This window comes from Hymenobacter sp. GOD-10R, assembly GCF_035609205.1.
Taxonomy (GTDB): Bacteria; Bacteroidota; Bacteroidia; order Cytophagales; family Hymenobacteraceae; genus Hymenobacter.
The window spans coordinates 6,177,827-6,189,850 of the sequence record NZ_CP141184.1 but is presented as its reverse complement, the minus strand read 5'-3'; the positions used below and the strand labels follow the sequence as shown (position 1 = coordinate 6,189,850).

9 protein-coding genes are annotated in these 12,024 nt (G+C 53.2%); 4 read left to right on the top strand and 5 right to left on the bottom strand.

From position 1 onward, the window contains the following. Positions 1–157: 157 nt before the first annotated feature. Entirely contained in the window at positions 158–883 is a 726-nt protein-coding gene (locus tag SD425_RS24640; protein WP_324673346.1) for a TIGR04283 family arsenosugar biosynthesis glycosyltransferase, read from the bottom strand. A 174-nt stretch (positions 884–1,057) separates the two neighbouring features. Continuing rightward, the gene (locus tag SD425_RS24635; protein ID WP_324673344.1) at positions 1,058–1,180 is read right to left on the bottom strand and encodes a hypothetical protein; all 123 of its coding nucleotides are present in this window, start codon (positions 1,178–1,180) and stop codon (positions 1,058–1,060) included. Here SD425_RS24635 and SD425_RS24630 point away from each other — a divergent pair. After that, entirely contained in the window at positions 1,179–2,426 is a 1,248-nt protein-coding gene (locus SD425_RS24630) for a BamA/TamA family outer membrane protein (RefSeq protein WP_324673342.1), read from the top strand. The genes SD425_RS24635 and SD425_RS24630 overlap by 2 nt on opposite strands. Positions 2,427–2,538: 112 nt before the next feature. Here SD425_RS24630 and SD425_RS24625 read toward each other — a convergent pair whose 3' ends face one another. Further along, positions 2,539–5,232 carry a TonB-dependent receptor gene (locus SD425_RS24625; RefSeq protein ID WP_324673340.1) on the bottom strand — a complete coding sequence of 898 codons (2,694 nt, stop codon included), beginning with the start codon at positions 5,230–5,232 and terminating at the stop codon, positions 2,539–2,541. A 243-nt stretch (positions 5,233–5,475) separates the two neighbouring features. On the opposite strand from SD425_RS24625, the gene SD425_RS24620 reads away from it, so the two are divergent. Next, positions 5,476–6,123 carry a hypothetical protein gene (locus SD425_RS24620; RefSeq protein ID WP_324673338.1) on the top strand — a complete coding sequence of 216 codons (648 nt, stop codon included), beginning with the start codon at positions 5,476–5,478 and terminating at the stop codon, positions 6,121–6,123. A gap of 135 nt (positions 6,124–6,258) precedes the next feature. On the opposite strand, the gene SD425_RS24615 is transcribed toward SD425_RS24620, so the two are convergent. After that, a complete protein-coding gene (locus SD425_RS24615; protein ID WP_324673337.1) occupies positions 6,259–8,055 on the bottom strand; it encodes a peptidase in 1,797 nt (598 codons plus the stop codon). Positions 8,056–8,578: 523 nt separating this feature from the next. Between SD425_RS24615 and SD425_RS24610 the strand changes: the two genes are divergently transcribed. Together SD425_RS24610 and SD425_RS24605 are read left to right on the top strand one after the other, a co-directional pair. Next, positions 8,579–10,759, top strand: a complete 2,181-nt coding sequence (locus SD425_RS24610; RefSeq protein WP_324673335.1) for a lectin-like domain-containing protein — start codon at positions 8,579–8,581, stop codon at positions 10,757–10,759. A gap of 191 nt (positions 10,760–10,950) precedes the next feature. Next, positions 10,951–11,628 carry an SOS response-associated peptidase gene (locus SD425_RS24605; protein WP_324673333.1) on the top strand — a complete coding sequence of 226 codons (678 nt, stop codon included), beginning with the start codon at positions 10,951–10,953 and terminating at the stop codon, positions 11,626–11,628. A 22-nt stretch (positions 11,629–11,650) separates the two neighbouring features. On the opposite strand, the gene SD425_RS24600 is transcribed toward SD425_RS24605, so the two are convergent. After that, positions 11,651–11,836 (bottom strand): hypothetical protein, encoded by a 186-nt coding sequence (locus SD425_RS24600; RefSeq protein WP_324673331.1) that lies wholly within the window; start codon positions 11,834–11,836, stop codon positions 11,651–11,653. Between the last annotated feature and the right edge of the window lie 188 nt (positions 11,837–12,024).

Sequence of the window (12,024 nt, the reverse complement as noted above, 5' to 3'; positions counted from 1 at the left end):
ACTGAGTGAATGACTGTGCGAATGTGAGAACGACAACATGCAGCCGCTTAGTCGCTCAGTCACTATTTCGTTACTCTATTCTGAGCAGTATAGTTGCACCGACTGCAAACCTAGGTGACCCAAGTGAACGATAGACTACCTGCGAAATTGGCGATTTTCAGATCTTATCCTGCCGGATGAGCTTGCGGTATACACGCACGAGGTTGGGCTGCGACACGCCGAACCGGTAGAGCACACAAATCAGCCCAAAGATGCTTTGCAAGCGAACAACGCCGTTGTCGAGGTACTTGCGGGCCGAAGTGGTAACAACGCCCGGTAAAACTCGAAAGCGGCTACAGCGCTGTAGACGCTCGATAATCTCCTGGTCTTCCATCACAAGCAGCTTTTCTGAGTAGCCTCCTACTTGCTCGAACACGTCGCGGCGCACAAACAGGCTCTGGTCGCCAAAGCGAAACAGGTTCACGTCGAAGCGGGTAAACCAGGCGCTGGCTTGCAGCAGCCAGTGGTGATGGTCGAAGGCAAGGCGGTAGCAGCCACTGCCGTAGCCAGCTGCTACCGCTTGCCGGATGGCCGCTAGGAAGCCCGGCGGGGGGTACGAGTCGGCGTGCAAAAAATACAGAATGGCGCCCGAGGAAGATGCCGCGCCGTAGTTCAGCTGCGCGGCCCGGCCCTTGCGCGGGCACGGCACCACCGTAGCGCCGGCGGCCCGCGCCAGCGTTGCCGTGTCATCGGTGCTGTGCCCATCGGCCACAATTATTTCCAGCGGCGACTCGGGGCCACCGATCATTTGGAGCCGCTGCACTAAGCTGCCAATCTGATCGGCCTCGTTGAACGTAGGAATGATAATGCTGATGGCTAGGTCCGGTGCAACCCCTTCTGGCATAAAAAGCTAGGACAAGTAGTGAGCAGGCTTACGCGGGAAATACTAGTAGCGAGTGAAAGGGCGTTGAACAACTCCCGGCGTCAGTGGTTAACAAGGGCTGAATAAACTATTTCCGCCGCACATTCCTTACCCCAACAAGTGCCGACTTGTTTCTACGCGAAGGCTGGCCCGACTTTAGAAGAGCCGCCGGAGCCGGACGGCTCCTAACTTCGGCTGACCTAGGTAGGTTGCTGTTGGCGCGGGGCTGCTCGGATCAGGACAGAAGCGCGTGACCGATTGATTTTGTTTGCATACCATGTTTTATCGTTGTTGGCTGCTGGTGCTGAGCGCGTTTCTACTGTTTGGAAGGCATGCCGCCGTTGCTCAATCCGACACGCTGAGTAGCCCGTCGTACAAACGACCGCACGTATCTCGCAATCAAGCCATTGCTCTGACGGGCGAGCGAGATATTCGCGACGTCTTTCATAAGTTCTTCCCGCAGCCGGTGGAGGTCGATAAGGACACGCTAAGCTTATCAGCCGACCGCAAATTCGTCTGGATTATTCCGGCGCCCGGCTACACGCAGCAAACCCGAGGGCTGGTTCAGCTCACTGGCAACGTATCGTACCATGAGCAAGATGCGAACATGTCGACGCTTATTGCGGCGCTGTCATACACTCAAAACCGCCAGATTATATTCACGGCTGCATCTTCGATCTGGAAGGCGCAGAACCGCATTAACTGGGTGGGCGACTGGCGCCTCATGCATTACCCGCAGAATACCTACGGCCTCGGCATCCATACCTCCATCGACCGGCCGATTGCGATGGACTACGAGTACTTGCGCTTCTACCAGAGTGCGCTGTTCAAGGTTCGACCTAGCTTTTATGCCGGGCTAGGCTACCAGCTTGACTACCACTGGAACATAGAGAGTAGGAACAAGACTCAGGAAGTAACCAGCATTTCCGACTACTCCCTCGGGGTGAAAGGCCATTCCATTTCGTCAGGCGTCGCCATGACCTTGCTCTACGATAGCCGCGGCAACGCCATCAATCCGGAGCGTGGCTTTTACACTAACCTCGTGCTGCGCCCCAACCTAAAGCTGCTCGGCAGCGACACCAACTTTCAGTCGTTATTGCTGGACGTGCGCAAGTATCTGCGGGTGACGGACACCGGCAATGTGCTGGCTTTCTGGTCATACAACGCACTCACGCTACATGGAAACCCGCCCTTCTTGGACTTGCCTAGCACCGGCTGGGACACCTACAGCAGCATCGGGCGCGGCTTTATTCAGGGTCGTTTTCGGGGCAAAGACCTCCTGTATGGGGAGGCGGAGTATCGTTTTGGCATCACCCGCAACCGCTTGCTCGGCGGCGTTCTGTTTACCAATGCCCAAGCCGTGTCGGAGCGCGTGACGCACAACTTCGAGAAGGTAGTGCCTGCCGCTGGGTTCGGTCTGCGCCTAAGCATGAACAAAATTTCGCGTACAAACCTAGCTGTCGATTATGGTTTCGGGGCCGATGGCTCCCGCGGCCTCACCTTCAACCTAGGGGAGGTGTTCTAAAGAACTAGACGATTGTCTCACGCGGTACCTAGCCACGAAGGGATAACCTAGATAAAAGAAAGGCCCGCCGGAATTGCTTCCGGCGGGCCTTTCTTTAACACTTACGACTATCTTACTTCAAATTCACGAGCAAGCCTAGGTAAGCTAGGCGGCCGATTTGTGGGCCACCGTACACCTGAATGTTGCGGCTGTTTGCTAGGTTCGAGCCGCCTACTTGCACCGTCGTTGATATGGCGGGGATGGTATAGCTCACCTGCGCATCGAGCGACGAGTAGCTACCAAGCTGGCCAACGGCAAAGGGTAACTCATAGTGATGACCCTGCGCCCACCGGTAGTTCACGGTGTAGCTAAGCTGGCGGTTGATGTCGCCGAAGGCACCCACGTTGTACTTGTGCTTGGGCGTGTTGAAAAACGTTTGGAAGCCACTGGGTAGGTTCTTCTCTGAAAGTAGGTTCAGCGTATAGTTGCCAGTCAGGCTCAACATCTTGTCTACCGAGTACGAAAGGCTAGCTGCGGCACCCTGGGTATTTACCTCTTGGTCGGCATTGGTCCACGCCTGAATTACGCGGGTCGATAGGCCAGCATCCTGGAACTGCTTAGGAGCTGCTACCGCCACTTGGGCCTGGCTTGGACGAGTTCCGTCGAGGTTGCCAATGAACTGACGGGCACCAATGAAGTGGTTGTAGCGGCTGCGATAATAATTGATGTCTAGCACCAACTTCTCGCTCAATAGGCCTTTATAACCAATTTCGTAAGTCTTTACCTGTTCCAGCTTTAGCGCTTGGATGGATACGGGCGTGACCGCATCAGCGGTTGAGAGACCTTCAAAGCCGTTGCCTGCGTTGCCTAGCAATACTGCACGGCCCACATCCAGGCGGATGTACTGATCGAGCTGCGTAGGCGAACGGAATGCTTGTCCGTAGCTGGTGCGGAAGTTATGCTGTTTCTTGTCGCCCAACGACAATACGGCTGAAGCGCGTGGTGAGAAAGCTGGTTTGAAGTTCTTGAAGTCGTCAACCCGGCCCGCAATAGCTAGCTTCAGATGATCGGCAAACAGCTGACGGGACGCTTGTGCGTAGCCCCCATACTCAAAGTTGTGGATGCGTTTGCCATCAGAGTCACTGAATAGCTTGCCATCAGAACCTAGGCGAAATTCGCGGTAAGCACCACCTACGATCAAATCAACTGAGCTAAACTTGAAGTTGTACTGCCCGCTCACATCGTTGAGGAAGGAGCTAGGATTAAGCCGGGCGCCCTGACCGGGAGTAGCATCTTGGCTTACTGCTTTGCGGAGCGTTACAAACTCCGGAGAGCTGGCTGTGAGCTGATACGGAGCAGCTGCAGCACGAGCGGCGGCTTCTGCGCCACGCACATCGCCGTTGTGCGAAGCTAGGTACGTATTATAGGTTTGGGCATATTGGGTGAAATAGCCTTGGGCATACGTGATGCCCGAGCCATCGGCGTTGCGCTTAGGAGTGCCGTCGGCGTTCACCTGCCGTGGGTCTATGCTGTTCTGCATGAAGGCTCCTAGGAACCCCATGTCGTAGCTGTCGTGCCCAAAGTCCTGGGTTTGATACGCACGCACAAACCAATTGTCGCTCTTTACTTCAGCGCGGTACTGGTCGGTGCCAAAATTCTTGAAGCGGTAACGGCTAGCACTCTGATAGGAACTGGTGCCCTCACTACGCTTGAAGTCCAGCGTGGCTTTTACCCGATCAGTAATCAGATAAGAAATAGAAGGATTGATGCGGTACAGCCGTGCCTTATTATCGTTGGCAATCAGCTCACGCTCCGACCACCCCGGCATGAACGCCGTTTTGCCCTTAAGGGCTCCGGCGCTGGCGGTATACGTATTGCCAACGTCACCGTAGCGGTTCACGGCATCGTAGCCTAGGTCCGAATTGGCAGCATTGTTTTGGGGCACCAGCACCGATGAAGTAGCCGCGTAGTTGTTCGCTATCCAGTCGTTAGCCGTGAAGTAGCTACCCGTTATCTTGAAAGCTAGCTTCTGACTTAGTCGCTTCGCGTAGCGTATTTGGCCATCCAACATCGAGCGTTGTCCGCCACGTAGCCGCACGGTAAGTCCTTCTGTCGTGAAAGGGTCTTTGGAGTTGGTTAATACAACCCCGTTGAAGGCGTTAGCACCGTAAAGCGCTGAAGCTGGGCCGTGGATAACTTCCACGCTAGCCACATCTACCTCGGGTAAGCCCGTGCCGTTGCCTAGGTTCAAGTTCAGGGAGGGCGACTGGGTATCCATGTAATCGACCATCTGAATCACACGCTCTGATTTGGCGCTGTTGAACCCGCGCGTACTAATGCTGGTCGTCAGCATGCTTGCCGAGTTCAAGTCGATGCCTTTATACTGCGCCAGACCACTCAGGAGGTCGGGTGTAGTGATGCGGCCTACCTGCGGAGTCGTAAGCTTTTCAACTGTTACCGGAGCGCGCAGAATATTTTCTTCTACACGCGAGGCGGATACGACCACTTCGTTGGCAATCGAGACGCTGGGCTGGAGCGTAACCTCAATCGAGCCGTTCGGGTTAGGTCCGTCAAGATTTACTTGCTGCGTTTCATACCCAATGAATGATACCGTGAGTACGGCCGGATAACTGATGCCCTCTACCGGAAATACGAAGCGGCCATCGTTGTTGGAACTGCCGCCCAAAAAGGTGCCTTTTACAAAGATGGTAGCACCTGGTAGTGGATCACCGCTGTCGGTGTGGATAGTGCCGGAAAGGGTGGTTCTTGTGGGAGCCTGTGCATTTGCTTCCAGTTGCATTCCTACCGCAACAGTGGATGCAAGCACAAGCGAGTAAACGTGTCGCATTAAAAAATAGGCGTAATAAGTAAGCTAAGCTTATTAAAATAGAATAGGAACTTACTAATACCATGCCGTTGCATAGAATATCATATGCTTTGTATAATGATAAAGATCAGTAAACGGTTATACACACAATAAAGAGGCTGTTTTCAGGGTAAAAATCAATAAACACAGCAGAAGAAGAAATGGAACGCTCAGTTAAGGAAGTTTTTATAGCTAAAATTAGGCATGTTTTGTGCCCAAGCCTGCCATTCTGATTTTTCAGAATGCTTCATTGTAAGCAAAATAGTATTTTGTGAATTTGTATTGTTCTTAGAACTCTTTATGAAGAAGTTCACCGCTCTGTTCTGCTCTATTTGCGCGTTTTTATTTTTTGACGCTCGCTCGCTCCAAGCGCAATGTCTGCCCCTGTCGAGCCTGCTAGCACTAGGCAACACGCCTATCACACAATCCCCTTCTTCCGCAGTAGCGCGGTATTTGCCAGCTATCGAATGGGCGTATCGGGGCTCAGTGGACGGAGGTAAAGACCCTTACTGGACTTTTGCCCCTCAAGGAAGCACCGCAGCCTCATCTGATGACGCGGCGCCAGCGTGGATCAGCTTACGTGCGAATCAGGGGAAGTATGATGTGGTATTCAAAACCCCAATGGGTTCGTGCGTCAACCAGCTAAAAAGTGAGTTGCGGGCTCTTAAAATCAAAACGGAACCCATTACCTGCGTTGAGTGCGAAGGCATTCGCTACGTAGGCGATGGATACACTGTGAATATATACAGCAAGAAGAAGGGCGCTTTCCCTAATGTGGTGGTGGTGCATTATGGCACTATAGGCACAGGCCAAACGCGCGATGCTGCTGGAAGCTTATCAATCGGCCAGTAATAACGGCTGATTTGGCTACTAGCCAAGTCAACGTTACTCACCTAGCTCGCCCCAAGCATAGTACAGCTTGTGAAAGCGATACCACACTTGGGGCGAGCTAGGTGAGTAACGTTGCGTAATACTAGTGGTGAGAACCTACAGATTCGTCATCCAAGCTTTGCGTAATGCTAGCTGCGCGGGGGTAGCGTTGGGCATCACGGCAAAGTCGTAGAATTTCACGTCTTCGCGCCCTAGCAGGCGGCAGTGTACTTTCTTCTCGGCGCCTTGGTGGCGGATGATCATGTCGTACTCCTGGCCGGGTTTGCTGGTCTTGACCTGGTTGAGCGTGGCTCGCAAATTATCTGGCCGGATTGCGGTGCCTTGGTAGCTTACAAACTGGTCGCCATCGGCTACGCCGCAAGCTTGTAATTCCGAGCTAAGCTTGGCGAAGGTAGTTATACCGTCGAGGGTAGTAAAGCTGCTTCCCATGTAGCCTACTTTCTGGCCTAGGTGCAGCACGGGCGTGTACTGAACGCCTATTTTGGCAAAATACTCGGCTAAGGGAAGTGGCTCGGCACCCTGCACGTAGCGCTTGAAGAAGTCCCCTATCTCGGGGTAGGTCATCTGGGTGAAATCCTGGAAGAATGTCTTTTCATTGAAGGGTTTATCGGGACCGTACTTTTTCGTCAGATCCAGGATTACTTCCCGGAAGCCGCGCTTGCCGCCGCTCAGTTCTAGCAGCCGGATGTCGAGTAGCGCGGCCGTCACGGCACCGCGCTGGTAGATATTGCCGTACTGGCGCTGGCCTTCATCGCTGAACGAGTTCAGCCCTAGCTTGCTGAGCGAATACGTGGTGTCGGCGTACTGGTGGTCGTAAGCTACTTTGCCGCTCAGCTCCTGTAAGTACTCGTCTAGCGTGATCAGGCCGCCGCGCAGCTGCATCAGGTCAGAGGCCCATTCCGTAGTGCCTTCGTAGAGCCACAGGTGCTCCGAGCCGGTAGGCTGCACGAAGTTAAAGTGCTCAATAATCTCCGAGTGGATGTTCAGGGGCGTCACCACGTGGAAGAACTCGTGCGCAGCTGTGCTGGTGATGCTAGCCGCCTTTTGCGGAGTGAGCGGCGATTCGCGGGCAGCATATTCGGAACTATAGGAGTGCTCCCAGGCGCCGGCGTCGCGGTCTTCGAAATCGTACAAGAACGTGTACCGCTTCACTGGCAACTGAACCAAGAACTTCTGCGCGGCGTCCAGCATTTGCTGCATGTTCTGGAGCAAGGGTTGGGCTTGGATTATGTCGGTTTGGGAGTAGCAGTACAGTGCCACTTCCGCGTCACCTAGCTTCGTCGACGATTCGGTGAGGCGACCCAGCAGTATTGGCGAGTCCACGATCCGGTCGTAGCTGGTAGCCGTATAGTAGCCCTCGGAATCCTGGGTGAGGGGCGTACCTACTTTCCAGCCGCTTGGGTAGTTGAGCTTCACCCGCAGCGGCTTGGCTTGCCATCCCTGCGGATAACCAAACAAACACTGACCATTGAGCAGGGCATGGCTAGCGTCTAGCTGGGAGCCGCACATGCGGTATACCTGGTGCTCCGGGAACGGGGCATTCCATGTTTTGGCGATGGTGTAGCGAATTTCGCGGACTTTCTCAGGCTTCAGAAACTGCCACTGATTGGTGCTGATATGCTTCACCTCTACAGGCTTGCCTTTGCCGTCGAAGGCTTCAAACTTGCGCACAAAACGGCCAATGTCCATCACTTGGTAAGTGCCCGGCGCCGTGGCCGCAAACTGATAAACACTTTGCTCTTTGCCTAGCTTCGGCAATGCTAGCTTCACCTGAAATTGATCTTGCGCGGCTGGATCAACCTCGACGGTGTAGGTCAGAACTTTCTGGGCGTGAGTAGGCGCCGCAGCTAACAGCAAGCCAGTAAGCAGACCTAGGTTGAGAAGGTGTTTCATAAGTGCAGAAAGAAGTTGCAATCAACGAGAAGTATCGCCTGCGGTCTTCGTTACCACAGTAAAGTTGCTTTTGACTGCGCAAGGTAAAAAAAGGATGTAAGTGCCGGGTAGCCTAGCCACTCAAGAGCTATAAACACACGGCGCCTAGGCTCGCCCAAACTGTCCTATTTCGCCGCGCCGTAAACGGGCAGACGCGTAGCAGAGTCATGGTAAGTTGGGTAGCTTACAATTGGACTTTTAAGAACAGCCGTTGATTGTAAATATTGTAAAATACATATTTAATAATAATAACGTAAGTTGTTGAGCTTGAAAAATGAATGTAGCAACATGGGTTAACTAATTCATCCTAAATGACATATTATTTTATATAACTATTTCTGAAACTATGTTAATAGTAAAAAGAATATTTACTTAAAATGGTATTATTCAAATTTATCCATAGGATCGGGTATTGCTGTAGGCATGTAGAGTAGGTTATTTAGTAGAAGTTAGTGAATTACTTATACTGTATTCCCGCCTTTGCATGAAGACATTTTCTACTCTTTTATCTACTTATTCACTCTCACATCGGCTTCGTTTTGGCCTATTGACGTTGTTAGGTAGCGCGGCCTTGACGCCAGCCTTGGCGCAATCAACACCCGCTGGTTTTCCGCGAAATGAAACCTTCAAAGGAAACACAGCGTCCAACTTTGACTTTGGTGGCACCGCGCGGTTGACCGGTACTAGCACCCTCGGCAACGACATCAACGGACAAGGTTATCTACGCCTGACGGATGCTTCCACTTTTCAAGCCGGTTATGTAATCGACAAAATCGGTTTTTCGTCGGCAGCAGGTTTCACCATTTCCTTTGAGTTCTTCTCTTACGGTGGCAATGGAGCCGACGGCTTTAGCGTATTCTTAGTAGATGCCGATCAGCCGAGCACTGGATTCCGCATTGGTTCAACGGGTGGTGCTCTGGGGTACGCACAACGTAACATTACGCCCATTGCCGATGGAGTTTCTAAAGGCTACATCGGCATCGGTATCGATGAATACGGTAACTACGCTAACGGTTCGGAAGGCCGAGTAGGAGGCTACAACAACACGAAGGATAATACCACATTCCCGAACGCAGTGTCCATCCGCGGCGCTGGCAACGGCTCTTCCACCACCGATTATCCTTATTTGACAGGAACCGGCTCTGATGCGCTAGGTTTTCCGCTGGCCGTAGGCACTTCGCGCGCTCAGCCGGGTTCGGCTGACTACCGGCGTGCTTTCATCGACGTGGTGGCCAGTGGTACGGCGCCCAACCAGACCTATAAGATTACCGTGCGTATTCAGCATGGCAACCAGGTGCGCACGGCTGTGGAGAATTTCACGGTGAACACGCCCCCCGATCGGTTGCGTCTAGGTTTTGCCGGCTCGACAGGTAGCCTGACGAACATTCACGAAATTCGGAACCTGAATATTGTGCGTGTGCCTTACGCCAACAACGACGTAGCCACGACCACATACAACAGCAACCCGATTACAATTGATGTACTAAGCAACGACGAAGCCCAAGGCAGCAGCATCGATCCGGCCACCGTCGACCTAGATCCGAACAGAGATGGTATTCAGAGTAGCGTTGCTGTAGCGGGAAAGGGAACGTTCAGCGTCAATTCAGCGGGGATAGTGACGTTCAAGCCGAGCGGTACGTTCGCGGGCGTTGTGGAAGTACCCTACACCATGCAGTCTATTCTGGGTGCTAGCTATACATCTAGCCCTGCCAACATCAGCGTGACGGTGCAGGGCGCCGACGTAGCTACTACGATGAGTGGACCGTCAGTAGTGCAAACAAATTCGCTGGTCACGTACTCTATGTCGACGTCGAACAGTGGGTCTTTGCCTGCTACCAACGTGCAGCCTACCATGCAGTTGCCTATTGCAATGCCACGTGGCCGCATCAAAGAAATAAGCAACGACGGAACGTACAACCCACTTACGGGTCAGGTTACCTTTCCAGCTATTAACTCACTCGCTAGTGGGGCTGCGCCGGTAACCAACTCGGTTTCGTTCTTCGTGCCAGTGACACTTTCGCAGACGCTCACCACGGAGGCCACGTCGGCGTCGACCACTCCGGACCCAACGCCAAGCAACAACACGGCTAGCATGCTCGCGAAAGTAGGAGCACCGCTGCCCGTAGAGCTTACCGCTTTTAGCGCCCGCGCCGACCGCGAAGATGCTCAACTAAACTGGGCTACGGCTTCGGAGAAAGACAACGACCACTTTGAAGTAGAACGCTCAACGGATGGAGCAAACTTCAGCAAGGTGGGGCAGGTACAAGGCAAGGGGACAACTAGCGCTGCTTCAGCGTATGCCCACCGCGACGTACGAGCCGCCCGCCTGGGAGCGAGAACAGTGTATTATCGTCTGCGGCAAGTAGATACGGACGGTGACAGCAAATACAGCAACGTGGAAACCGTGCAGTTCGCAACGGCCAAAACGTCGATCAGCTTGTACCCAAACCCCTCGGCGGGTAGCGCCACGCTCGACCTAACCGAGCTAGCTCCCGGCGACTACGCCATCCAGATGTTGGATATCACTGGGCGAGTGGTGCGTGAGCAGAAGCTAGCTGGTGCCCAGGAGCATGTCTTCGACGTGCAAGACCTACGTCAAGGCTCGTACATAGTGCGGGTACGCGGCGGTGCTACCAACGTAACGCTGCCTTTGGTACGTAACTAAGCTAGCTACCTGATAGCAAGGTTTTGGTTGAAAGCCGCCCTTCCATAGAGGAAGGGCGGCTTTTTGTTTACAATAGCTGGCACCTAGCAACTTGTCGAGGAGCTAGGCGTGTTAGCTGAACTCTATGCTAGCTGCCGCGTAAATTCACTAGACTTTTTCCACCGGAGCCTAGCTCCGCTTTTCTTGTGCTTATGTGCGGCCGCTACACGTTTATTTCGCCTGCTCCCTTTATTGAAGAGCGCTTCGACGCAAGTTTTACGGAGCCAACCCCTGCTAACTATAACGCGGCGCCTTCACAGCGCTTACCTGTGATTACGAACACGGAGCCCGGTCGTATTCAGCTGTTGCAGTGGGGCTTGTTGCCAAGCTGGGTGAAAGACGTGAAAGCGGCGCCTAAGCCCATCAACGCACGCGCCGAGACGTTGCCGGAAAAACCGTCGTTTCGACAGTTGCTACAGCGCCGCCGTTGTCTGGTATTGGCCGACAGCTTCTATGAATGGCAGCAAACGGAGGCGAAGACGAAAACGCCCAAAACGCCCCACCGAATTCTGTTGCGTGATGAACAGCCGTTTGCTTTCGCGGGACTCTGGGATGAGTGGGCCGATCGTACCACGGGTGAAGTGATTCCCACGTTCACTATCATTACTACCGAACCCAACGACCTGATGGCGCGGCTGCATAACCGTATGCCCGTTATCCTGCCCGACCGCCAAGCGGAGCTAGCTTGGCTCGATGATGGAGTGCCGGCTGCTGCTCATCAAGAACTGCTGCTACCGTATCCAACAGAGGCGATGAAGGAATATGCGATTACAACGTTGATTAACTCGCCTGCCAACAACACGGCAGCGGTGCTAGAGCCCGCTGCTTAAGCTAACTTTTTCTGCGGCCCGGTTAGTCTCGGTCAGCCAGCCACTGCCCGCGCACGATACGCTGGTAGGTTTGGCGGACTTGCTTATGCTTCTTACGCTTTAGTTGCTGACTTTTTGCGGCAACTCGATAGGAATTGGGAGAGCTATACATAGTGGTTGGCGCTACAGTTGCGGCAGCCAACAGCAAGAGAATGGTCGTTTTCTTCATGCAGTGCTTGTGCTCGTTGAACAAGAACAAATAGTCATACCAAGTATAGCAAAAGCGTATTAGAATGTATTATAAAAATTAGTTAAATAATTCAAAATTAACATGCGCTAGTATCAAGGCAGGTAACTGCGAAGCTGAAATGTTACTAAAAGCAAAGGCCTCCCACATGCTGTGGAAGGCCTTTGCTT

Excerpts from the sequence above, each read along its gene's own strand:
- SD425_RS24640 (WP_324673346.1), bottom strand. The coding sequence starts at position 883 with ATGCCAGAAGGGGTTGCACCGGACCTAGCCATCAGCATTATCATTCCT.
- SD425_RS24630 (WP_324673342.1), top strand. The coding sequence starts at position 1,179 with ATGTTTTATCGTTGTTGGCTGCTGGTGCTGAGCGCGTTTCTACTGTTT.
- SD425_RS24635 (WP_324673344.1), bottom strand. The coding sequence starts at position 1,180 with ATGGTATGCAAACAAAATCAATCGGTCACGCGCTTCTGTCCTGATCCG.
- SD425_RS24620 (WP_324673338.1), top strand. The coding sequence starts at position 5,476 with ATGTTTTGTGCCCAAGCCTGCCATTCTGATTTTTCAGAATGCTTCATT.
- SD425_RS24615 (WP_324673337.1), bottom strand. The coding sequence starts at position 8,055 with ATGAAACACCTTCTCAACCTAGGTCTGCTTACTGGCTTGCTGTTAGCT.
- SD425_RS24610 (WP_324673335.1), top strand. The coding sequence starts at position 8,579 with ATGAAGACATTTTCTACTCTTTTATCTACTTATTCACTCTCACATCGG.
- SD425_RS24605 (WP_324673333.1), top strand. The coding sequence starts at position 10,951 with ATGTGCGGCCGCTACACGTTTATTTCGCCTGCTCCCTTTATTGAAGAG.
- SD425_RS24600 (WP_324673331.1), bottom strand. The coding sequence starts at position 11,836 with ATGAAGAAAACGACCATTCTCTTGCTGTTGGCTGCCGCAACTGTAGCG.